The sequence below is a fragment of the Quyinboa ferrireducens genome (genome assembly GCF_042436675.1).
Taxonomy (GTDB): Bacteria; Bacteroidota; Bacteroidia; order Bacteroidales; family UBA5342; genus JBHJHP01.
Genome location: NZ_JBHMVA010000005.1, coordinates 257056 through 280710, shown reverse-complemented (window position 1 = coordinate 280710; position 23655 = coordinate 257056). Strand labels below are relative to the sequence as shown.

General features: G+C 34.4%; 20 protein-coding genes. 3 read left to right on the top strand and 17 right to left on the bottom strand.

Features of this window, described 5'->3' with window-relative positions; all coding sequences use genetic code 11:
* Positions 1-17: 17 nt before the first annotated feature.
* Positions 18-2402: a T9SS type A sorting domain-containing protein gene (locus ACE01N_RS10355; RefSeq protein WP_380588117.1), complete on the top strand. Its 2385-nt coding sequence runs from the start codon at positions 18-20 to the stop codon at positions 2400-2402.
* Positions 2403-2477: 75 nt separating this feature from the next.
* The gene (locus ACE01N_RS10350) at positions 2478-2975 is read left to right on the top strand and encodes a hypothetical protein (RefSeq protein ID WP_380588114.1); all 498 of its coding nucleotides are present in this window, start codon (positions 2478-2480) and stop codon (positions 2973-2975) included.
* Between the two features lie 125 nt (positions 2976-3100).
* Here the strand turns inward: ACE01N_RS10350 and ACE01N_RS10345 are convergent, their stop codons facing one another.
* The 3 genes from ACE01N_RS10345 to pta form a co-directional block, all read right to left on the bottom strand.
* On the bottom strand, positions 3101-4312 hold the full coding sequence (locus ACE01N_RS10345) for an acetate/propionate family kinase (protein WP_375729734.1): 1212 nt from the start codon (positions 4310-4312) through the stop codon (positions 3101-3103).
* Positions 4313-4333: 21 nt separating this feature from the next.
* A complete protein-coding gene (locus tag ACE01N_RS10340; RefSeq protein WP_375729733.1) occupies positions 4334-5293 on the bottom strand; it encodes a 3-hydroxyacyl-CoA dehydrogenase family protein in 960 nt (319 codons plus the stop codon).
* Positions 5294-5422: 129 nt separating this feature from the next.
* A complete protein-coding gene (pta, locus tag ACE01N_RS10335) occupies positions 5423-6427 on the bottom strand; it encodes a phosphate acetyltransferase (protein ID WP_380588109.1) in 1005 nt (334 codons plus the stop codon).
* Positions 6428-6584: 157 nt separating this feature from the next.
* Between pta and ACE01N_RS10330 the strand changes: the two genes are divergently transcribed.
* A complete protein-coding gene (locus ACE01N_RS10330; RefSeq protein ID WP_380588106.1) occupies positions 6585-7127 on the top strand; it encodes an NUDIX domain-containing protein in 543 nt (180 codons plus the stop codon).
* Between the two features lie 217 nt (positions 7128-7344).
* Here the strand turns inward: ACE01N_RS10330 and ACE01N_RS10325 are convergent, their stop codons facing one another.
* The 14 genes from ACE01N_RS10325 to ACE01N_RS10260 form a co-directional block, all read right to left on the bottom strand.
* Complete coding sequence (locus tag ACE01N_RS10325) at positions 7345-8433, bottom strand: serine hydrolase domain-containing protein (RefSeq protein WP_380588103.1); 1089 nt, start codon at positions 8431-8433, stop codon at positions 7345-7347.
* 32 nt (positions 8434-8465) lie between these two features.
* Positions 8466-8885 carry a GNAT family N-acetyltransferase gene (locus tag ACE01N_RS10320; RefSeq protein WP_380588100.1) on the bottom strand — a complete coding sequence of 140 codons (420 nt, stop codon included), beginning with the start codon at positions 8883-8885 and terminating at the stop codon, positions 8466-8468.
* 6 nt (positions 8886-8891) lie between these two features.
* Entirely contained in the window at positions 8892-9650 is a 759-nt protein-coding gene (locus ACE01N_RS10315; RefSeq protein ID WP_380588097.1) for a cysteine peptidase family C39 domain-containing protein, read from the bottom strand.
* A 193-nt stretch (positions 9651-9843) separates the two neighbouring features.
* The gene (locus ACE01N_RS10310; RefSeq protein WP_380588094.1) at positions 9844-10965 is read right to left on the bottom strand and encodes an ATP-binding protein; all 1122 of its coding nucleotides are present in this window, start codon (positions 10963-10965) and stop codon (positions 9844-9846) included.
* A 431-nt stretch (positions 10966-11396) separates the two neighbouring features.
* Positions 11397-12131, bottom strand: a complete 735-nt coding sequence (locus ACE01N_RS10305) for a hypothetical protein (RefSeq protein WP_380588091.1) — start codon at positions 12129-12131, stop codon at positions 11397-11399.
* On the bottom strand, positions 12131-12628 hold the full coding sequence (locus ACE01N_RS10300; RefSeq protein ID WP_380588088.1) for an RNA polymerase sigma factor: 498 nt from the start codon (positions 12626-12628) through the stop codon (positions 12131-12133). The genes ACE01N_RS10305 and ACE01N_RS10300 overlap by 1 nt, the downstream gene beginning before the upstream one ends.
* 14 nt (positions 12629-12642) lie before the next feature.
* The gene (locus ACE01N_RS10295; protein WP_380588086.1) at positions 12643-12933 is read right to left on the bottom strand and encodes a hypothetical protein; all 291 of its coding nucleotides are present in this window, start codon (positions 12931-12933) and stop codon (positions 12643-12645) included.
* 303 nt (positions 12934-13236) lie between these two features.
* Entirely contained in the window at positions 13237-14064 is an 828-nt protein-coding gene (locus ACE01N_RS10290) for an alpha/beta hydrolase (protein ID WP_380588084.1), read from the bottom strand.
* Positions 14065-14188: 124 nt separating this feature from the next.
* Positions 14189-14782, bottom strand: coding sequence for a DJ-1/PfpI family protein (locus tag ACE01N_RS10285; protein ID WP_380588082.1), 594 nt, complete (start codon positions 14780-14782; stop codon positions 14189-14191).
* A gap of 105 nt (positions 14783-14887) precedes the next feature.
* Positions 14888-15715 carry a hypothetical protein gene (locus ACE01N_RS10280; protein WP_380588079.1) on the bottom strand — a complete coding sequence of 276 codons (828 nt, stop codon included), beginning with the start codon at positions 15713-15715 and terminating at the stop codon, positions 14888-14890.
* Positions 15716-15954: 239 nt separating this feature from the next.
* Positions 15955-16692 carry a J domain-containing protein gene (locus tag ACE01N_RS10275; protein WP_380588076.1) on the bottom strand — a complete coding sequence of 246 codons (738 nt, stop codon included), beginning with the start codon at positions 16690-16692 and terminating at the stop codon, positions 15955-15957.
* A gap of 142 nt (positions 16693-16834) precedes the next feature.
* Entirely contained in the window at positions 16835-19021 is a 2187-nt protein-coding gene (locus ACE01N_RS10270; RefSeq protein WP_380588073.1) for an ATP-binding protein, read from the bottom strand.
* Between the two features lie 105 nt (positions 19022-19126).
* Positions 19127-20092 (bottom strand): HD domain-containing protein, encoded by a 966-nt coding sequence (locus ACE01N_RS10265; protein WP_380588070.1) that lies wholly within the window; start codon positions 20090-20092, stop codon positions 19127-19129.
* A 208-nt stretch (positions 20093-20300) separates the two neighbouring features.
* Complete coding sequence (locus ACE01N_RS10260; RefSeq protein ID WP_380588067.1) at positions 20301-23645, bottom strand: non-canonical purine NTP pyrophosphatase; 3345 nt, start codon at positions 23643-23645, stop codon at positions 20301-20303.
* Between the last annotated feature and the right edge of the window lie 10 nt (positions 23646-23655).

Genomic DNA, 23655 nt, shown 5'->3' with positions numbered 1-23655 from the left:
AAACTTAATTGTATGTTATGAAACGTTTCCTGTCACTTATTATAAATGGTTTGTTGCTTTCTTCAACTATAAGCATACCTCAGAACCAGGTTGTGGAGGCGACAATTGGATTGCCGGATAACTTAAGCGGGATATTATCGCCAAACTGTATTGAATTCAGTTCGGAAAGTAATTGTTATTATGTTGGTGGTACAGAAGGCAATTATGTGGTTGTTATTGACGCATTAAGCAATGAGAAAACAGCCCGCATTGAGACTGGTTTTCCTGTCGGATTTATGGGGATTAATGACGTCGGGAATAAATTATATTGTGCAGAATGGGGTGGAAATCGGGTAGCTATTGTGGATTGTAATATGAATAATGTGCTGAATACCATTGAATTCACAGAAAAAAGTAATCAGTATACTTTTGCCTTTAACAGCACTGAAAATAAAATGTATATATCTAATTACAGGTATAATGGAAGGGTTCATGTGATTAGTGGCAGTGGCGATACACTGATTACTTCAATTATAGCCGGTGGTGATCCGAATTCCCTGGATTTCAATCCTTCTGCAAACAAGGTTTATTGTGGAATTCAAGACGATGATAATGTGATTGTGATTGATGGTAAAACAGATTCAGTAACAAACACTATTAAGCTTGACGGCAGAATTGATGATGTGAAGTATAATGCGCTTAATAATCTGTTGTATTGTGCTGTCAGAGCCGATAAAGTACAGGTTATTGATTGTGGATCAGAAACTGTAACTGCCAGTATCCCACTCGGAGGTGATGCAAAAATGTTAGCCCTTAATACCGTTAATAATAAAATTTACGCTATGGATGCTTCATCCAGAAGTGTTTCGATTATTGACTGTTCAGTGCATTCCGTTCTTTCCGTACTTTCTATGCCATCAATACCTACTGAACTGCTGTATAACAGCACTGAAAATAAGATTATCTGTGCGGCTGCCTACCTGGGGCAACTATTTATCCTTGACGGGGAAACAAATGTGTTTACAGATACCATTAAATCGGACGGGTTTCCGTGGAAATTATGTTATGCCGAACCGCTTAACAAAATAGTTACAGCAAATCAGTCTTCCAACCAAATGGGTATTTATAATGCAGAAACGAATCAGGTTGAGAAGCTAATTCAGGTTGGGATCAGACCGAAGGGATTAATATACGATGGTTTAAATCATCATATTTTAGTTATGGATTCTGAAACAAGGCTTACATCAGTTATAGATGCAAATACAAATGAGGTATTAACAACATTTCTGCCTGAAGAAAAAATTGGATTGTTACTGTATATAGAGGAATTGGATATTTTTTGTACAACTGTAAAGGGTTTGGATCAGACATGGATACTGGATGCAAAAACGTTTCAGATCATGCATAAAATTGATGTTGGAAGTGACCCTGTTTCATTGTGTTTTAATCCCACAATGAATAAGCTGTATTGCTCTAATGAAAGTAATTTTAGCATCAGTGTCATCAGTCTGGATACGTATGAGGTTACCGGTACTGTTTATACAGGCAAAAAATCATATGCTTCACATTACAATAGTCTCAACAATTACGTGTACTTTTTGAATGCATGGTCAAACGATCTAACCATTATTGATTGCAGTACAGATAAAATTGTTAAGCATCTTTCCACCGGAATAGATCCTGAATTATTACAGTATAATACCCTGAACAATTCTATTTATATTGGTAAGCCAATGGGTGATGATATTGTTGTTCTTAATTGTGAAACGAATCAGATGGTAAGTAGAATACAGCTTTCTGATGCGCCTAAGGATCTTGAATTTAATCCACTTGAAAACAAACTGTATTGTGCCCTTCAAGAGTCTGGTAAAGTTGTGATTATTAACTGCGCTACAAATTCAATAATTACGGAGTTAAAAGTTGGAACTTTCGCTTATAACCTGTGTTATCATCCTGCTGATAATAAAATCTTTTGTGCCAATTGGTATTCCTGTGATATCTCAGTAATTGACGGTGCTTCAGATGAGATCCTTCAGTCTTTTCCTGTAGGTAAAAATCCCTGCAATATGATGTATATTCCTGAACAGGAACGCATTTTTGTAGCATGTTTAAACGGTTCTGAAATTTCCGTATTAAGGGACAGTAGTCTGATTTATGGTACAGGAACACCTTTTGTGCAAAGCGATCAGAGTACTGTCTCCATCTATCCCAATCCGGCAAAAAATTATATTACGCTGATGTCAGCCTCCGATGTCGGATGTGTTCAGATATTTGATCTGAGAGGGATAAAGCTAATGGATCAAAAATGCGATACAGACTTTAATGAGTGGTTTGTGGATATATCAGCATTGGAACGTGGCATATACCTGTGCCATATTAAGATGGGTGATGTTTGGATCAGCAGAAAGCTTATTGTAAGGTAGGGTATTTTGTGCAGGGTATATTTTATAAATTCCCAAACAGGAACCTTGGATTTTTTAACCCTCAATACAACACATATGAAAGTCTTCGTTTTGACATTGTTAATTTGCATACTGGCAATTCTTCCTGCATCAGCTCAAAGCAATGGCCTTGGTTTAAGGGCAGGTCTTAGTTTTGATAATATTACGCTGGAAGGAAGCTTCCGGCATGCATTTGAAAAAAGTCAGCTTGAAGTTGATGCCGGATTGCTCGTATGTACGAGAGGCGCCGCAACTGATGTTTTTATTGCGTATCATTTTGTATTTCCGTTTAAGAATAAACCCGGATTATGTTGGTATGCCGGACCGGGAATAGGGTCGGGGCTCTATTTTAATTCGGCATATGCCAGACCATATGAATCATCGGAAAAGCACTATTTTAACGGTGGAGGCATTCAGGCTGGTATAAGCTATACTTTTGACTTTCCCGTTCAAATCTCTTTAGATACAAGAGATGCTTTGTATTTTGACAGTTATTATGATGTTGTTTTTCTGTCGAACTTTGCCCTTTCGGTGAGATACCTGTTCGGTAAATGATTCTGTGAGAAGTTGTTTGCCCGGATGTTCTGATCTGGCTCATCCGGACCGGGATATGTTAATATGCAAAAAAAGGATCCCCGAATTTCAGGGATCCTTTTTAGGGTCGTGTTTTTATTTATTGCTTATTTCTTCATTTTTGTGATGATATTCAGGGTATCCTGTGCGATCATCAGTTCTTCGTCGGTTGGAACAACCATCACTTTCACTTTAGATTCCGGCTTGCTGATCACCATTTCTTTACCACGCATGCCATCGTTTTTAGATTTATCAATGGTAAGACCAAGGTATTCCATGTCCTTCAGAATATCTTCACGATGCTGATCCGAGTTTTCACCGATGCCGCCCGTAAAGACAAGGATGTCAATTCCGCCCATGGCAGCAATGTAAGATCCGATGTATTTTTTTACCCTGTAGTTGAACATTTCAATGGCAAGCAGCGCACGTTTGTTGTTGTTTTTGTATGCCGCTTCTTCTATTTCACGTGAGTCGGATGATACACCTGAAATCCCCAGTAATCCACTGTGTTTGTTAAACAGCGTATTGGCTGAACGCGTTCCGATGTTTTCGCGATCCATAATATAATTTACTGCACCGATATCAAGATCGCCGGAGCGGGTTCCCATAATCAGACCTTCAAGCGGCGTAAATCCCATGGAGGTATCCATTGATTTTCCATCTTTTATGGCTGTAATAGATGCACCGTTGCCCATGTGACAAGTGATGATTTTCTGAGTTGTATAATCCACACCTAGTATGTCGCAGGCACGTTTTGATACATAGCGGTGACTGGTTCCGTGAAAGCCGTAACGTCTGATACCATATTTCTCATATAATGAATACGGTATGGCATACATGTACGAGTAGTCCGGCATGGTCTGATGAAAGGCCGTATCAAAAACACCCACCTGTGGGACATTGGGAAGGAGCTCCTGCATCGCATAAATACCTTTCAGGTTAGGTGGATTGTGTAAAGGAGCAAGGTCGATACACTCCTCCATTTTTGTGATTACCTCATCGGTAATAAATACACTTGAATTAAAGGCTTCACCACCATGAACCACCCTGTGTCCAACTGCATCAATTTCTTCCAGATCTTTTATAGAACCATATTTTTCACTCAGTAATACACCAAGAATGTACTCAATACCAACCTGATGCTCAAGAATTTCTCCTTCCAGCTGCGCTTTAGTGCCATCTGAACGTTTGTGCTTTAAAAACGATCCTTTCAGTCCGATTTTTTCAACCACACCGGTTGCCATGACCTCCTTATCGGTCATATTGATCAGTTTGTATTTTATGGATGAACTACCGCAGTTTAATACTAATATCTTCATTTTTGCTTACTTTTCAGGTTGTTATTCCGGAATGCGTTTACCGTTTTCATCATATTTAAAGAATCCATGGCCATCGATTACACCACCGTGTTTGGCTCTTACCAGACGCTTGATAAGAGGAGATGGTTTGTATTTGGTTTCACCAAATTCTTCGAAGAGGTTATTACCCCAGCGAACAATTTTTTCCAGCCCCATAATGTCGGCCAGATGAAAAATACCGTGACGGATTCCAAACCCCACGTTGGTGAGCTTGTTGATGTCTTCTTTCGAAGCTACACCTTCCATCAGTGTATCGCATGCTTCGTTCAGTAATGTGATAAACAAACGAATGCTTACCAAACCTACAGATTCCTGAACCGGAACAATACTTCTGTTAACCAGCTTCACAAAGTGGCTTACCTTGTTATAAACGGCCTCGGATGTATAAACACCTTTAACAACCTCTACAATTCGTGCTTCAGGAGATGATACCATGAAGTGAATACTCAGGCAGCGTTCCTTGTGCTCAAGCTCAGAAGCAAGTTCTGTAATAATAACAGTAGTTGCATTTGTAGCAATGATACAGTCGGGAGAAACGACCTTCTCAACCCGTTTAAAAATTTCTTTACGAACTTCGATTGACCGTTCCCCTGTTTTGTCATTGGCTCTTACTGCTTCTATCACGAAGTCACAACCAATAAGTTTGTCGTAGGTTACAGCGCCTGAAATACGTTGCAGGATAACTTTCTTTTCCGTAGGTGTTAAACCCCAGTTTTCAACCCTGCTGTCCAGTTCCTTACTGATATTGTCGATTGCCAGTTGTACTTTGGATTGGTTCACTTCAATAAAAATGACCTCCAGTCCGCTGATGGCAGCAATTCGTGCAATATTCTGCCCTTCCTGCCCGCAACCGATAATACCGATTTTAGAAAACAGTGTTTTCTTCGATGATTTTTTGCTTAACCCATATTTCTCGATGGGTTCAATGATTATATCTGACATATTTTAAATTATTTCTACCATATTCAGTATCACAGACATCATGTATCAAGTATCAGGATATAAGAAAAAGCTTCTTTGTGATACCTTTGTCTCGCTTGATTCCTGTGTCTTTTATCTTATGCCTTAAAACTATTTCATTCCCATGGCCTGGTTCGCTGTAATGGCTACCAGTTTAACAATATCATCCACCGAACAACCGCGTGAAAGGTCGTTGATCGGAGCTGCCATTCCCTGCAAAACCGGACCCACAGCCTCAGCATTTGCTAACCTCTGAACCAGTTTATATGCAATATTGCCTACGTTCAGCGAAGGGAAAATGAGCACGTTGGCTCTTCCTTCAATGGGTGATCCGGGAGCTTTGCTGTTGGCAATAGCCGGAATAATGGCAGCATCAGCCTGAAGTTCACCGTCAATCATCATGTCCGGTGCCATCTCTTTGGCCATAGCTGTTGCTTCTACCACTTTGGTTACCATATCGTGTTTGGCCGATCCTTTTGTTGAAAAGCTCAACATGGCAATCCTTGGTTCCAGTCCCACGATACTACGCATGGTTTTTCCGGTTGTAACAGCAATTTCGGCCAGTTCTTTCGCTGTAGGGTCAGGATGAACAGCGCCATCGGCAAAGACAAGCAGACCGTCGTCACCCCATTTTTTATCCGGTAGAAACATGAGGAATGCACCTGAAACCACACTTACACCCGGCATGGTTTTTACCAGCTGAAAGGCAGGACGAAGTACATCACCCGTTGCGTTCATGGCGCCGGCAACCTCACCGTCTGCGTCCCCGTTCTTAATCATTAAACAGGAAAGATATAGAGGATTTTTTGTGAGTTCAAGCGCTTGTTCCGGTGTAACACCTTTGTTTTTACGAATTTCGAACAGTAAATCTGCATATTCCTGCATTTTTTCATGGTTCTCCGGATCAACAATTGTAGCTTTGTCAATGTTGTTAAGGCTAAATTGTTTTGCCAGCGATTTAATCTCATCCGGGTTGCCGATGAGTATGATGTCAGCAATGGCATCACCAAGCAAAATGTCTGCTGCTTTTAACGTACGTTCTTCAGTCCCTTCGGGTAATACAATCCGTTGAGGATTGGCCTTTGCCTTGTCAACGATTTTTGATATAATGTCCATTTCAGAAAATGTTTGTGATAGAGAAGTTATTTTGACTGCAAAATTAGTATCAAAAAGGCTAATTTAAAAGTATTTTTGACATTTGGAATTATTAAAAATAATGAAATTGCAGTTTAAAACAAAATTTCTGTAATTGGTTGCAAATTAAAGCAGAAACATGAGTAAAAATACTGTTCTTGAACCAATAGAGCTTTTTTCTTTTTGTCCCAGGTGTGGATCGAAAGAGATAGAACCCCATGAAGAAAATACTGCCATAAAGTGCAAAAGTTGCGGGTTTATCTATTTCTTTAATGCTTCCGGATCGGTGATTGTTATTGTACAAAATGATAACGGTGAGTTGTTGGTCACTAAAAGGGCATATGAACCTTTCAAAGGTAAATTGGATTTGCCGGGTGGCTTTATTATGCCCGGAGAGCGTGCTGAAGATGCTCTGGTTCGTGAAGTTAAAGAAGAGTTGAATGTGGAGGCTTGCGATCCGGAATTCTGTTTTACACTTGCCAATAAATATCCGTATTCCGGTTTGTTTGTCCATACCATTGACCTTGTGTTTAAGGCTAAGGTCAGGGATTTGTCCGTGATTAAAGCAGCTGATGACGTGTCAGAATATGCATTTATTAAACCGGAGTTGCTAAAACCTGAAGATTTCGGTATGGATTCCGTGCGTAAAGCCGTTGTGGATCTTATACTGAATAAAAGCTAAGCATAAATCACGTTTACCTGTAAAATTCCCCCGTTTGCTGATTATTTAATGCTGGTTATAGAAATTTTATTTCTGTAGGTTCAGGATGTTATACCTTTGGTACAATACTAGATTAGAATAGTATTCTCATAAAACATTGAAACAAGAAAGCTTCTCCTGAACCCGGAAGCTTTCTTTCTTTTTATTCCGGTTCATCTGTAAACTGGTATCAATATCCTTAATCTTCGAACAGGAAGTCAGCCGCCAGTAATGCTATTTCGTTGGAAGATACCCTGGGAGGAAATACATTTCGAATTACCGTAATGGTGATTTCTTCCGAAGGAAATATCAGGTTGATGGCATTCATACCATCTCCCATACCGGGATGGTAATAAAATGTTCTGCCTTTGTAGGAGCTTACTCCCATTCCTAATCCATAGCCGGTAGATTCGCCGGAATTTAAGAGAACCGGCTTCCATATGTCGGTATAATTTGGAGGTAAGCTGCGTCCTGATACCAACGCCATATTCCATTGTGCCATATCGCGGACATTGGAGACCATGCCACCTCCTCCGATAAGGTTTGAAAAATGCATTATATTGGCATGGTGATATCCGGTTGAATCAAGGGAATACCGTTGTACTGCATTGGTGGCATCGTGGTTATAATCGCATGAGTAGGTATGGTTCATAGCCAGGGGGACAAAGATCTTCTCGTTCAGAAAGTCAGAAAAATTCATTCCGCTCTGCTGTTCAATTAAGGCAGTCATTATGGTATAACCGGTATTGCAATACATGTACTTTTCTCCCGGTTCACTTCTGTATTTACCCTTTAAGCCAATGTTTATTATTTCATTAACGGTGTGCTTCTCAGAGATCTTGCTCATGAATTCATCACTCTGAGTAAGCTCCGGTAAGCCGCTGGTGTGCGATAGCAACTGCTTGATCTTTATATGTCGGTTATCAAGGGGTAAATCCGGCAAATAGTCCTTAATTTCCCTGTCCAGATCAATTTTACCTTCATTTGCCAATATTAGGGTTGCCATTCCCAAAAATTGTTTCGACATGGAGGCTATACCCAGCACATGATCTGAATTAAGTTTTTCCTCTTTTTCAAAATTTGCATAGCCCAAATATTTCTCGAAAATGATTTGGGCTTTATGCGTTATAATGATGGATGCACCGGCATCACTTTCCCGGATCCTTTGGCATAATGCCGTATCAAGTTTTATCAATCGTTCCTGAAAATGGTTTTCGTCCTGAGCCTGAACAATTGTTGCCAGGATGAGGAATAGTACTGTTATAAATGGTTTTTTAGCTATCATCATCCGCTGAATTATACTATGATTTGAGTATCGCTTTAAGTATTCGGTGTGATTTTTCGTGTAATTTCCATCATATTCTGAGGCTTACTTAAGGATGTAAATCCGAATTGTTGATAAAGCCCGTGTGCATCATCTGTTCCAAGTCCCCAACGCTGAAGGTTTTGAAGTTTCTCATGCGTCATTATCGCATGCATCAGCATTTTCCCATATCCTCTTCCCTGGAAAGCTTTTAGGATAAATACATCCATTATCCACGCAAAAACGGCATAATCGGTTACCACTCTTGCAAATCCAATCTGTTGATCATCGGAATATAATCCAAAGCAAAGGGAATTTTCAACGGACCGTTTTACAATGTCTATATCCCTGTTCTTTGCCCAGTATGATTCTGTGGATAAATACTGATGTATCCTGTTAATATTCAGTCTTGCTTTGTCTGTTGATACCTGAATCATGTGTAATTATTTTTTTAATTTAAAACTAAGTATTCCAGATAGAAATATATTGTCGGCGCCATTTGTGCAATCAAAATTCATTAATTCATAGTGATTTTTGAAGTTCCGTTTATCTGCCTTAAAGTCGCTATCACACAGCTTTAATTGTACAAAATCATTAGCCGTATAATTTAATCCACTACCCGGGTCATGTATAATTAAAATATCGGAATTCACCTTGCCTTTTTCATCCTTTCCATATCCTACTAAAGACACCCAATGTCCCGCAATTATTTTCATTACATTAGGTTCAATTTCTTTGGTAATCCAAAGAAAAATCATTGTTTCATAACCATTTGAAATGCGATTTTTTAATAAGTCAATATCATTATTTGGATTTTTACCTATTTTTTTATATTCAATATTCTCAAAGTTATAGTCTGAATCTTTCACGTACCTTTTTAATCCTCGTATCATATAACCCTGTGGAGTAATTTTGTTGGTGATTGTCTTCATATACCTATCCTCGCCCAATTGACAGATCAAATCGGAATAAATTTTCATCGTATCACCCTGATAATCCGGCAATAACTTTTCAAAGCCATTGTTTTTCAGATATATTAAAGAATTAGCAACAGAAACCGGACCACAAAAATATCCGCCTCCATCAGGCAGTTCAAGTGTTTTGTCTGTCATTAATAAGTCAGGAACTAAATCTATTTTTTCGACAAAAAATTCTGGATATTCCATTTTATCCTGAGCTTGCAAGGAATTTAGATAAATCATTGTGAAAAGAATCAGTATAATGTTAATGAGTCTCATTTCTCGTCTTTTTTATGCCACATAACATGAAATTGTATGATTAGCAGCTGATTGCGGATGATTTCTTGTCAGGCAGGGATGAAGTAGATGCGGGTGATGAACCCTCAATTACCAGCAAAACCGGCAATGACATATTCCGATTGTTATGCCCTGGCATTTAATTCTTTATTTTTACAAATTCTCTAAAATTATCCCTGTCAATTACAAATCCATTTGCATTGTAAGCATCTAAGAATTTTTGAGGAAATTTTGTTTTTTTATCTTTCCATTTAAACTCAAATGCGGTGATTTCTCCGTCCTTTTCTTCAACAAAATCGATTTCCTGCTGTTGCTGCGTTCTCCAAAAATGGATTCTAGCAAATGTGTCTTTGTAGATATTTTGTTTTAGTCTTTCCGACACAAGAAAGTTTTCCCATAAAGCTCCTTTGTCAAGTCTTAGGTTTAACGATTTAAAGTCACCAATAATCATATTTCGAACGCCGTTATCGTAAAAGTAGATTTTGCGATTTTGCTTAATTTCATTTCTTAAGTTTCTGCTAAAGCTGTTGAGACGAAAAACGATGTAGCCTTTTTCTAAGATGTCAATGTAATTTTGCACTGTAATTTTGTTAACTCCAATGAGTTGAGATAATTCATTATAATTAACCTCACTTCCCATCTGTAAAGCTAAAGCTTGCAGTAGTTGGTCGAGAACTTCAGGTTTTCGGATATCTGAAAAAGCAAGAATATCTCTATATAAATAACTGGTAACGAGATTTTTTAGAGTTTCTCGTTCTTTACCTTGATTATTTATTACTTCCGGATAAAATCCATACAACAATCTGTTTTCGATTTGCTGCTCTGCTTTGATAAATCCAATTTTATCTTCGTATTCCTCCCACGAAACAGGAAATAATTCGTATTCCCATTTTCTGCCTGTTAACGGCTCATTTAGAGCATTCCCTAAATTAAAAGAAGAAGAACCACTGACAAATAGTTGAACATCCTTAAATTGGTCAGTAATTATTTTTAAAGTTAGCCCAATTCCCGGAATACGTTGAGCTTCGTCAAGGAACACATATTTGTAATTTCCTAGAAATGTCCTTATTTGTTCTGTCGTAGGATTTTGAAGCAGGCTTCTTGTTGATGGGTCATCTGCATCAAGAAACAAAAAATCTTTATCCGCCAGAATTTTTTTTAATAAAGTTGTTTTTCCAACTTGTCTTGCGCCAACTATGATTATAGCTTTACCACTTTTGAATTTTTCTTTTATGGTATTTTCTATTGTCCTTGTAAACATTTTTTATTTCAAAAGTAGGTTTTAGTATTATAATGACCAAATCTTATGGTTATTAGTCATTATAGTGTTTGAATTGCTGTTTTTTATATGCTTGCGCATAACGGTTGTATAAATCACATGTGTATTAATATTCCCTGTAAGTTATCTTTGTTAACTGGTCCAATTGTAGTGTTTTAATGGCTTTTGTAATTTATTTTTTACAAGACTCATCGGTTTCAATGATGGGTTTTAGTCAGAGCGTTTGCTTAGTGCAAAAGGGGCTTTTCAGTTACAGCATTAAAAATAATAAAAATCCGGAAGCTTTAAATACATGCGTTTATTTATTAAGTTGAATATGGTGGAGTGGAGTTAATTGTATGGAAGCAGACGAATATCTGAACCAGGGCGCTGCCTTATTTCAGTTTTTCATTGTGATTGTTTTTTCCATTTGATTATCCTGTGTGAATAAAGCTAAAGAATATAAAGAGTAATAATATCACTCCTAAAATCAATGCAATTCCAATTGTGGCTATACTTTTTATCCTGTTCGTTTTAAATTTTTTAATGCTTGCTTCACTAATTGTATTTTCTTCAATTTCAACCAGGCAACCTTCCAATTGCTTAATATTAAAATTGGTTTGTCGTATTTGTGCAAAAGCACTAATACCATAACTTAAAATGATTCCCATGGTTAAAACAATAAAATCGTCTATTTCAAAAGGTGGGATTTGGTTGTATTTGAAGAAGAGATAAAAAAGAGAGCCACTAAGAAAAAATAAAGTGCTTGATAAGGCATTCACAAATATGGATTTAATATAGTGCACATTGTAAAAGTCAATATAGGCTCTTAATAGATCTATTAGATGTTCTTTTGCAACACTTATTTTATCAACTTTTTTGTAAACTTTTGCCTGCCAGATTATTCCAAGGGTAGTTATGAAAATAAAAAATGAATTGGTAATAATGGCAATTGATTGATTTTTCAGAAGAAAAATTAGTGCAATAAATGAAATGAGTAAGGTGCTTTTTAATACTATATCAAAAATTAAAGACCTTTTGTACTGACCCACAATTTTTGAAGCTGATTTCATAAACGTGTGAATTTCAATAGCAGAAAGTTTTTCTACTTGAAATGATTTTTCATTTTTCCAGGCTAATTGATATTTACTTAAATCTAAATTTTGCATCAGCACAGCTTTTTAATGATTTTTGCAAGCTTTTTTTTGCTTCGTACTAATTTTACGCTTACGTTTTTTTCGGATATCCCAACGATTTCAGAAATCTCACTATATCCTTTTTCTTCAAGCCAAAGCAGAATAACAGCCTTTTCTATCTTGCTCAGTTTTGAAATGGCGATATAGAGAATTTTAATGTCTTCGGAATAGTCAATAGCATCTTCAATAGCCATATCATCACGCAATAGGGCTTTGGTATTTTCAAATAAGACAGCTTTTTTATTTAATGTGATTGCAGTATTTAGTGCAATCCGGTACATCCAGGTTGAAAATTTTGCTTCGTTTCGGAATGATGGGTATGACTTCCATAATTGCAAAACAATTTCCTGATATAAATCTTCTTTATCAGCATTGCAATTTGAATATACAAAACAAATCTTATGCAAAATCCCTTGATGCCTATGGATTTTTTCTACAAATTCATTTTCTATTTTTCTTTGATCCTGCACGCAGTTAAAACGAGTTATAAAAGTTGAAGAATAATATAAAGTGCAACGAAAATGATAAAACCAAGTAGTAATGAACCAATCATTATTCTAGTTTTCGCAGGGTTGATTGCCTCATTTTTTCTCTGTAATTTTTGCTCAATACTAATTCCTGCAAAAACGCCAATTGGTAAAGCTGCTGAAACAGCAGCAGCCAAACTTTTAGATAAGGTGAATACAACAAGTGCACTTACAATTGAGAGCACAATTCCTAATAACCAGCCTGCTCCCTTAAAAATTTTCCATTCATTGGTACTTAGATTTTCCATTTGAAATTCTCTTTTAAATTAACTGTTTAATCAGTTAGTATATTAAATTCCAAATTAACTACACTGTGAAGTATTTTTTCCAAAGTTGAACGCAACATTAGATTCCGGATTGTCGTAGCTTATTGCGCGTGATTGTCTGTTCGATTAGGACGAAAGACGATCAGGCGTGAATACGGGCTGCGCATACTACAGAAACACCAATGCAATTTACAAAGTTTTGTATACTGATGTTACTGTTCAATGTTAATCTATGGCAGGAATTTACACATTGGCTCTGGCTATTTGAAATAAATCAACATATCATCAGTCCATTTTTAGAATCCCTCTTAATTTAAGCCATTCTATGCAACGATCTGACCAATCCATTACTGTACTTGTTATCGCCTCTCCTTTATTTGTTTCTAAAGCAAAACCATGTCCACCATGTTCGTATATGTGCATCTCTGCCGGAACCTTATTTGCGAGTAGACCTAAATACAGTTGAACACATCCCTGCACTGGTGCTTTTAAATCATTTCCAGCATGAACCAGAAATGTTGGGGGGAAATTCTCATGACATTTAATTCCCTGATAGCTGCTATAGACACCTATCATAAAATCAGGCCTGGATGATACTGTATCAATCGGGTCATGGTATGCCCGGGTAAGGTAATTAGCGGAAAGATTACCTGCAAGATGAGCACCGGCAGAAAAACCAATAACACCGATCTTGTTTTTGTCAATATTATATTTTGAAGCATCTGATCGAATCAGACTTATCGCTCTTTGTGCATCCCTTAGGGCCGCATCACGATTTAATCGATATTTAAGAACGAAAGCTGTAATGCCGTGTTCGTTAAGCCATTCTGCAATTTTATAGCCTTCTTTTGCCATAACAACCTGATTGTAACCTCCTCCCGGGAATATGATTACTGCAGGTGTGAGCTCAGTTTGACCATTAGCCAAAAAAACAGTCAGATCTGGCTGATAAACATTTGTCACGGATCTTTTGTCTCTCCATTGTTCGCTGTTCTCCATACCCTCAGTGCCTGGTGCCAGCTTTGGCCATATTTTTATCACCTCATTTTGTGCCTTCAACGAAAACGATACGGTAAAAAATAAAATAATGTAACATAGCTGTTTGCTTCTCATAATGTATGCCTGTTTTAATGTGTTTTGGTTTTTATTATCTGATTAGTCTATTCCAATCTCTGTGTCTTTAATAGTTTCGTTGTGGCTGCTTCCCATATGATAATTTGTTATAGGCTGGCTTTTGTCATTTGTTTGTAAATCTCATATGTATTTTTATCTCATCAACATTTTTTGTAGAAGTCAACATTTCCAATAGTTTAAATGAAACTTCTAGTCCGGTTGCTGGTCCAGTCGACGTTATAATGTTTTTGTCAACAACAACATGCTTGTCTTGAACATTTACTCCAAAATCTGCAAGTTGTTTTCTTCTAAATCCGTTAGACAAATCATAAGTAGTTGCGTTTCTACCTTTCAAAACTCCTGATTTCCCAATTGGAATTGCTGCTACACAAACAGCTGCGATTATTTTTCCATCTTTATCGAAATCCCGTATCAAGTTTAAAAACCGTTCATCAAACGCATCTTCATAAAAACCAGCATCTTCAAATCCACCTGGTATTGCTAATGCGTCATAGTCATTGATGTTGATTTTGTCAAATTCAATTTCAGGACGAACATTAAAATTCCATTTGCATTTTATTTCAGGTCTAAGTCCAGTGGTAATCATGTCCACTGGCTCATTACCTAATATTCTACTCCAGCCAATTACGTCAGTGAATACCCCTGCCTCGTACTCTTCAAATCCTTGTGCAAGAAATAATAATACTTTTTTATTCATTTTTGGTTTTCTTGATTAATCCATTGATTTCTATATTCTTTTGTTTTCTTCAATCTTGCCACTTACGGTTGGTACAACTTGTAGTGGCGGATTTCGAAGAGGTTTTTAATATCTGTATTCATATTCACTGTTTTCAGTTAGGACCTTAATCGGATAATCATTTTGATTATATTCATAGGATGTCGTACTGGTTGAATATTTTTCAAACCCCGGAACTTCTTCATGTCTGATCAGATTTGTTTCAATTATATTATTTGAATTTGTGAAAAGTCCAGGACTGCCCAATTCATTGAGAATTTTGAAAGGATTCTTCTTATTATCAAACTTAAAGGATTTTTCACTTATCAATTTTGGCTGGGTGCTTTCAGTAGAAAGGTAACTGTAATATTTTTCGTTTTTTACGTTCCAGTTTTCGTCATATTCATAAACATTAAATTGTGTAATCTCTCCATTTTCATTGTGTATATTCCTTGTTACAATTTTCCCGTCAATAAATTCAAAACTCTGTTTTGACCGTAACTCAAATTTATCTTCTTCTGTTTTAAAATAATTCTCAATTTCCAATAATCTCCCATTTTCATCATATTTAAAAATTTGGCGACTCGATATGGAACTGTTTTCCCCGGTCATTAATTCTGTTTTTTCAGTTGGCAACGAAGAAGATAACACTGATGGGTCTATAGCGGTTTCACGGCTAGTTAGTTTGCCATCATTGTCGTACAGATATTTGTTGTAAAAATATATCCCCTCTGTTTCGGCAATTTTCCCAATAGCATTGTATTTATAATTGGAAATGATATTATCATTTGATACTTCTGATTTAATGAAATCGTTGTCATTAAAATCATTCACTTCAGGATCGTCTTTTTCGCAGGAAGACATAAGAAACAAAATCATACTCGCTAAGCAGAAATATTTGATTAACTGTTTCATAATTTGTAGGTTTTAAGATTTCGTTTTAATCAAGATGTCATATTCCTTTTCATGGTTGCATTTTCCCATCAATTGGGTTTTTAAAAATGGCCTGTAACGGTCACTTGTAATTGTCGTTGCGGATTTCGGAGCGCGTTCTTATCTCGCAGGACGGAACGAGGTTGCGGGAATCCGAGCTACACATACCACAGAAACTGCAATGCAATTTACAAAATGTTAGCGGCAGTGGTTATTTATTTTTAATCTCGAATTCTTGATTTCTTAACCAAGTCATAAGCATTATTAATCTCAGCTATTATTTTGGTCCTCTCATCTTTATTCTCAATGCTTTTATCTGGATGATATTTTAACTGTAGTTTTTTCCAAGCTTTTTTTATCTCCTCGTCAGTATTGTCAGGAGAAACGCCTAATATTTTATAGGCTCTATCCAATTCTTCATTGAATACGCTTTGTTGTCTTTGTTTGGACGAAGATTGCGCATCTCCTAGAGCCTCTTTAAAAAATTCGAATACTTTAAATGCTTGTGGTGCTTCAAGTGTATTTAAAAAAGCCTCTACTCCTTTTAAGAAATCTTTTTCAACTAGTCCAACTACAAGTCCAGCAATAACACTAAAAATTGCAGAGAGTCCGTGAACCTGTTGATTTATTTTGCTTAAATCAATAGTCCCAGGATGATATGCAATTAGCTTTCCATTTTTAAAAAGATAATATCCAGGCATAACCGATTCTGTTTTTTGTAGACCAATATCAGGAATCCACGATTTAACAAATTCGGTTATAATTTTCTCGTTATAATTTATCTCGGAAATATTTATCCATCCGAGTGAAATTCTGTCACTGTAGTGTTGCTCAAATTGGAGTTGTAAAATTTTATTAAAATCAAGCTCATTTCCGGTTTTAGCCCGAAGAACGAATAAATCTACAGAGGTTATAGAATCTAAAAAATTAGAACTAAATATTTCTTTTACGTTTTCCATTAAAATGTTTGATTGGGGTGAATTGCTACTAACGGTTGGCAGTATGAAATCGTTGTGGATTGCGGGCTAATGTCCTGTCCAGTTACACGAAAGTTGAAGCGGGCTACAACCCCTGAATTTACTGCCATTCCGGCTATTATTTTTATACATTGTTAGGTGCTGGGCTTTCATCCTTTATTGCATTAAAGAAATCAACAATTAATATTGAATACTCCTTTTTAATCAGAGTCTCAGTGATTTCTGTATTTTTTATGCTTCTATTCTCTAAAACATTCTCAACAATCTTATCAGTTATTAAACTATCAATATGTTTTTTATAAACATAATCAGATAACTTGTCTCCAGTTAAGTTTACTTTATTTAAATCCTCCAATATTTCATCAGCTTGTTTTTTGTTTTTAAATGGAGATAAAATTGAATGTGAGGATAAATAGGGAAAATGCTCAAAACCTCCTTTGTATGTGTTTTCAACAGCAAGAATATTACAATAAGGTTCTATGGCATAAATATTTTGTCTGTTTGCCGAAACATATCTTCTAACAACTAAGCCAGATAACATTTGTTTCTTAATGTTTTCATCAACCTCAACTGGCTTAAATTCTTTGGTGGTATTCTTTTCTAGAATAAAGACACTTCCGCTTTCATCTTTCTTAAATATTTTAATCACTTGATAATTCCATCTCAAATAGACATCAAAGTATTGATTTGCCCATATAATTGCCTCAACATTTTCTGCTTTACATTCCTCCTTAATAGAATTATATATTGCCTGTTTAATTTGAAATTTTTGTTTGTTGTTAACACCAAAAGTATTCCCAGAAACAACTAATAATTTTTTCAAATCAAAAAAATCAGTAGCTAAAATTTCCTTTCTTGTATTATTAATAGATTCAATCAGCAAAGATGGGATTTCTAATTTAGAGAGCATGTTCTTTTTTATTGAGATAGCAGGATTCTCATTTATTATACATGAAAGTAGAATGTGAAAATATATGCAAGATTTATTACTTTCAGGAATATTATAACTATTAAAATTATCTTCAAATAAAGATTTTATTGATGGCATTATTCTTGGGAAAACGTCATAGAGCAATTTCCCATTAAGAGCATTCTTTGTCTTTGATATTAATTTATTGCGTGATAAACTTAAAACCTTATCTGATTCAGGACTAAGAAGATTCCAAATTAGTCCAAAATAATGAGATTTGTAAAAACCAAAAGTATTGTCTTTGACAGGAATATCTCTAACAAAATATAAATACTTATAATGTGGTTGATGATATTCAAGGTCAATAGCATCAAATGAATTAATAAAATCCAGATATATTTCTGATCCTATAACATTTGATTCATATACAATAAAGGGGAGGGATTCCTTCTTTTCATATGAGATTAGTTTTTCCTGAAAATCGGTTGTTAATTTTGATGCAATGAGCTTAAGTTCGCTTGTTGTTGATTTTTGTTCAGCAGATTTAATGCTACCTTCATCTAATAAATTAATATTGAGATATTCAATATTCCCTAATTCATTTAATAAATAATCTTGCATCTTATACAAGTAAATACTGCCCTTTTTATCTGTGTAATAATCGTATGAATCAATAATATCAAAGGAAAAGGAGTTCTTGAATATCTTGGAAAATCTTTCCTTATGTATCTTTAAAATCAAGCGAGTTCCTCTTTTCAATTCAGGTTCATTATCTGTAATAGAGCAATAATTTTGCTTTTTAGCTGATCTAAATATAACTTCTTTTGGTTTTTCATTATCGGCTTTTGTTTGAATCACAAAACTGTCTGAAAGTATGAATAATGATTGTAATCCAATCCCAAAAGCGCCTGTAGGTCTAAGCCAAAAAGGAAGGCTGTTTTTAATATCTTGAAAAGATTTGTCATTTTTACGGCTTTCTCCTACTTTGCGAGTCATTCTAATTAAATTCTCTTCAGAAATACCTGTTCCATTGTCTATACATATTATATTTAGTTTATCATTATCATTTTCATCCCAATCAATTGAAAGAGTAATTGGATAATTCATATAAATATCATTCGGAATATCGTCAGGAAATTTAATATTTGAAATGATATCAAAAGTTGAATTAGCCTTTAAATGTGAGTATGTTGTTTGCAAATGAGGTCTTATAATAAAATCATAAATACCACTAGAAATATCTTTCCAAATTTGAATTTTTGTTGCATCGATTGAGTTTTGCACAATCTCCCTTATAAACACAAATTCTGCATCATCATACAATGCTGCCCCCTCAAAGATTTCAAATATCCTTTGATTTGAAATTGTAAATTTTAAATCTAAAAGTTCTTTTTTAGGCAATGCCCCTTTGTATAAAATTTGAATTTTCCCATTCAGTATTACAGGAGGTAATCCTCCTAATTTTGATGGAGCAATTAGTGCCCATTCTTTGCTTTGTTTTTCAACTTAATCTATTAGCCAATCAAACCATTGCCTTGCGGTCCTATAAACATTTTCATTATTACAATCAACTCTTGCCTCAATTGATTGAGGACTAATTAATAAATGTTTTATTGATGCATGTTTACCCTTGTGAATTATTGAAGTATTTGGAATTTTTGATAATTGATGTAAACTAAATTCGTCAAAACGGTTATCATCAACATCTAATAAATCACCTAATCTAATGAGGTATGCAATAAAACGGGGATGTATTTTGTCACTTTGAAATCCATCTGCTTGAAAATCTAGATTATCTAAAACTTGAAGAAAAGAAATTCCATGAGCATAAGCAATTTCTCCTAACAAATCAAGAAATCTGTTCGGTAACTGATCAGAGTAAAAGCCTTGTGCAATTCTTTTAAATTCATTATTGTCAACAGAAATGTAATCTTTGCTTCTTGAGTGATGAGTTCTTCTGAAAAAATCAGCGGTTAAAAGAATTACGGCATTTTTCACTTCTAAAGCCCAGCCTAAATTCTCGATTTCTCTTTCATTACTTTTTTGAGTGAAATCCAATATTAGCTTTGCAGCTTTTACTAAATCAACATCATTTGAATTTTCTTTTGTTGAAATCAAAAAATCTTCAAATTCAGTATTTTCCCATTCCTTTTGAATTATTGAATGAAGTAAAAGCATCCCTATATCATGTGTATATGCCGCCATGAGAATCAAGAAAGAATCCGAAGGACTTAGTTTTCTAATTCTTTCTTCACCAAGAAAAGATTCGATATTTCTTATAATTGTATTAGAATGTGACCTATCGTGTAGGCTATAATGTGGGAATGAAGAGGATACATTATTTAACCCAAATCCTATTTTTTTCTTATTGAGTTTCCATACTGCATTTAAAATCTCAAAATCAGTGTTTTGCAAACATAGTTCACTTAGGTGTTTCTCAATTGTGTATTCTATTTTGAGATCATTTTCCATAATAATTTTCTTTTAATTCAAATTTGCACTTGGCGAATTCTAGATTTTGCCTTGCCCACAGCGGAAAATTGTATGTTACGTAGGGGTTTTCGGAGAGCGTCACTGTCGACCGTTACGCCTTAATTGATAAAAGCTGCGATGCCAGAAAACCGCTAAAACCCCTATGGAATATACAAAATGTTGTGCTTTAGTACTTTATTCTTTAAGTTCAAAATTGTAAAAAATCTTTATTTTCTTTCTTAAAATCAAATATCTCAGTTGAATCTATTATGTAATTTTTTAACTGTTCTTGATCTGGTAAGTTATTAAGTGATAAATGAGAATCTTCACTAAAAGTACTTGATTCTATAATTGACTCAAGGCTTCTTATTCCAGATTTATAATTGAATAAAAGCAGTTTTATTAATAGTTCTTTGGATATCGTGCGTAGATGCGGTATATGCTGTTTAAGTAAATGTCTTATAAGTAATGATCTTTTTATTATTTTCGAATAGTTATTCATGTTATTACTATCCTCCTCTGAATAATTAATTCCTTCTACATCGTATGAAGCTTTTATCCTACTTATAAAATCTGGTACTTTCTGTTTCTTAAATTCATTATTTAGTGCAGTTTTCTCAAAATCACTAAATGTATATGTTGTACCTCCTGCGAATACAAAGATGGAGCGTTTAAAGAAGTAACTCTTTTCTTTTATTTTAATATATCCATCTTGCATTGGTGCAAGAAAATATTTCAGCCAACCCAAATTTTCTTTATTTGATGTGTCAAACTCATCCCAAAAAACGACAGGTAACTTATTGTCAAGAGAAGCATGCTGAATTTGATGAAATATTGTTGAAAGATCATCAATGGAATTAATTTGAGTTAGATTACATTCAATAAATTTGAATTCTATATCAAAGCTCTTTATGATTTCTTTTATAATAAAAGATTTTCCACTACCCGGTTGCCCAAAAACAGCTATAGAAAGAGGTCTGAAGACTTCATTTCTATAACTGTAATCTTGAATGAGTTTACTTAAATATGTCAGTTTTTCAACGTCTTTACGTCGAAATGAAACAAGCTTCCTGATTTTTAACATATATAGCCTAATAACTCTTCCTTCTATATTTATTCCTCTATCTAATACTGTTAGGCCTTTACTGATTATCTGAAAACATAATTCTATTATTTGATTATCATTAATACCTGATAAGCTGTTTTCAAAGAATTCTAATTGCTTATTGATTTTTGAATTATAGGTAAATCCTTTTCCTTCCTCCAAATTGTTATTATATGATAGATAAAGTGGACTAAATCCATTTATATACCAGTCACTATCCGATGTTTTTTTAATATAATTTAGAGTTTCAATTAGATTATATTCCGTATCTTTTGTTATTTGATTGAATCCATTAATAAATAAACTTCGCGATTGTTTCCAACATTCCCTTGTCAATTTGTCAATATCTATGTCTTTATTAGTCTGTGTACTTATGCTTGCAATCAATTTAGCAAAAAATACACCTTGGTATTCAGATACCCAACCAAAATTAGGGTTTGATAATTCACTGTATTTATAATTTGAATCTAGGTATGCAATAATTTTGAAATGTCCATCTTGGGGCTTTACTAACAGGCATCCTTCATTTCTACATAGAACGAATATCCAAAATTTAGTGGTATTTTCTATTTCAAAGTTGATGTTAGATATTTCGCTTATTATTTTTTCAATAAGTTGTTCCCATGAACGAAAAGTAATTCTAGAAGGCGTTGGATAAAATATATTGTCAGAATTACATGCCATGAAAACGTTTTTACAATATTTAAGTTTGTTGTCGGTTGTTGATGACAAAGCTTCTAGAAACTTTAGTGGCCTATTGGTTTTAATGAATAAATTTTCAATATTCTTATTCTTATTTAATTCAATAAGTAACTGATATGGATCACGTAAGTTATCTAGCCCAAATTCTGATATTACTAAGTTCGATTCATTTTTGTATATATCAGTTAATTGCTTTTCAATGTTTGGTACATCAACTATAACTTCATATGAAGTTATAAGGTTTTTAATTCTATAAACAACGCTTTCATTTGAAGGTAGTTTTAAATGTTCACTGATATTGAAAATTTGATGGTTGTATCTTTGACCTAAATATACACGCTCGGTCCTTTCAAGATATTTTTCTGTCTGTATTTTTACGTTTTCAAGTTTTATAGGTTGATGAATGTTATTTTTATCATCTGAATAAAATCTTATTAATTTCTCGAGTAGAAAAATTCCTCCAAACCTGCATATTATATTTGTTCTTGTCTTATTTGTTACATAACGTTCAAAGTGTCTCCCAACATTCTCAGACGTGTTATTTACGTTATATATATATTGGTCATAATTAAAGTCTCCACATAAAAATATATCACTATTGTTAGTTTGATTATTGTAAAAGAAATTATGATTGTGAGAATCTATAAATTGTATAATACTTTTTATTCCTAAATCTCTATTGAGAATCTTTGTTTTATCAGACAAACTTAATTCTGATAGGAATTTATTATTTTCAGTAAGTAATATATTGTCAAATTTATGTGATGAGTGGCCTTTGATGTAATGGGCTATTTTTACTGGAATTTTAGAATATTGGAAGAGATACATCTCTTTGGAACTGCCATTATCAAACTCATACCTCCAATAAAGCAGTTGCAATTGATCAATATGAGCATCTCTATTAGCTGCATCTTTCAATTTTAAAAGAAATTCTTCATCTACTACTGTTTCTTTAGAATTTACTGCAGGTTTACCATCTAAATAATCTATTGAAACACCCGAATCTTGAGTTAGCACAGGTATTTTATATTCATTGTAATAAACTCTAGCTTTAGCTAGTGCATTCTCTGCATATGAATTGAACGTTTCAATTTTATCACTATCTAAACTAATATTTTTAATTGATATATTTAGTTGATCCATGAATGGTTTCAATTCATTAGCCATCAACTTATTACTAGTGCCAAGATTGATTTCTTTAAAGTTGTAATTACTATAGTATAAATCAGTATATGTTGTAATATTATTGATTAATTGTTGATAATATATGTAATCTAGACTAACGAAATACGCTAGAATTTGACCTAGACCAACTTGTTTTAATATACCAACAGGTTTATTAATGTAGTTTAATAATGGAATAGAGTCATTCTGTGTGATTATTGGATATGCATATGAACATTGAGCCTCTTTATAAACTTCATTTAAAATTGTTGAATGATTTTTTGTAGGGGTAATGTTAATATTACAATCATTAAAAGCTTCAACGCTGATGTTAGTAATTTCTGCTATGTTTTTGGAAATTTTTCTTTGTTCAAAATGAAAATAAATGAAAATTGCCCCATCCTTTATTAATTCTTTTATTATTTCAATACTTGATGATTTGATTTTAGAACTAGAATCGCAAATAAAGACAGAATGAGAATTCCAAGCAGTTTCTTGATTTTCCTGAAAGTTAATCTCTCTTAAGTGGTTGTTTATTAGCGATTTACTGCTTATAAAAGAAAATAAATTTGAATTTTTCATAATATTTTGA

Bases quoted from the DNA above. Each gene is read 5' to 3' on its own strand.
- ACE01N_RS10315 (WP_380588097.1), bottom strand. From the start codon at position 9,650: ATGATTTATCTAAATTCCTTGCAAGCTCAGGATAAAATGGAATATCCA.
- ACE01N_RS10310 (WP_380588094.1), bottom strand. From the start codon at position 10,965: ATGTTTACAAGGACAATAGAAAATACCATAAAAGAAAAATTCAAAAGT.
- ACE01N_RS10295 (WP_380588086.1), bottom strand. From the start codon at position 12,933: ATGGAAAATCTAAGTACCAATGAATGGAAAATTTTTAAGGGAGCAGGC.
- ACE01N_RS10275 (WP_380588076.1), bottom strand. From the start codon at position 16,692: ATGGAAAACGTAAAAGAAATATTTAGTTCTAATTTTTTAGATTCTATA.
- ACE01N_RS10280 (WP_380588079.1), bottom strand. From the start codon at position 15,715: ATGAAACAGTTAATCAAATATTTCTGCTTAGCGAGTATGATTTTGTTT.
- ACE01N_RS10355 (WP_380588117.1), top strand. From the start codon at position 18: ATGAAACGTTTCCTGTCACTTATTATAAATGGTTTGTTGCTTTCTTCA.
- ACE01N_RS10325 (WP_380588103.1), bottom strand. From the start codon at position 8,433: ATGATGATAGCTAAAAAACCATTTATAACAGTACTATTCCTCATCCTG.
- ACE01N_RS10330 (WP_380588106.1), top strand. From the start codon at position 6,585: ATGAGTAAAAATACTGTTCTTGAACCAATAGAGCTTTTTTCTTTTTGT.
- ACE01N_RS10285 (WP_380588082.1), bottom strand. From the start codon at position 14,782: ATGAATAAAAAAGTATTATTATTTCTTGCACAAGGATTTGAAGAGTAC.
- pta (WP_380588109.1), bottom strand. From the start codon at position 6,427: ATGGACATTATATCAAAAATCGTTGACAAGGCAAAGGCCAATCCTCAA.
- ACE01N_RS10305 (WP_380588091.1), bottom strand. From the start codon at position 12,131: ATGCAAAATTTAGATTTAAGTAAATATCAATTAGCCTGGAAAAATGAA.
- ACE01N_RS10265 (WP_380588070.1), bottom strand. From the start codon at position 20,092: ATGGAAAATGATCTCAAAATAGAATACACAATTGAGAAACACCTAAGT.
- ACE01N_RS10350 (WP_380588114.1), top strand. From the start codon at position 2,478: ATGAAAGTCTTCGTTTTGACATTGTTAATTTGCATACTGGCAATTCTT.
- ACE01N_RS10320 (WP_380588100.1), bottom strand. From the start codon at position 8,885: ATGATTCAGGTATCAACAGACAAAGCAAGACTGAATATTAACAGGATA.
- ACE01N_RS10290 (WP_380588084.1), bottom strand. From the start codon at position 14,064: ATGAGAAGCAAACAGCTATGTTACATTATTTTATTTTTTACCGTATCG.
- ACE01N_RS10260 (WP_380588067.1), bottom strand. From the start codon at position 23,645: ATGAAAAATTCAAATTTATTTTCTTTTATAAGCAGTAAATCGCTAATA.
- ACE01N_RS10340 (WP_375729733.1), bottom strand. From the start codon at position 5,293: ATGTCAGATATAATCATTGAACCCATCGAGAAATATGGGTTAAGCAAA.
- ACE01N_RS10345 (WP_375729734.1), bottom strand. From the start codon at position 4,312: ATGAAGATATTAGTATTAAACTGCGGTAGTTCATCCATAAAATACAAA.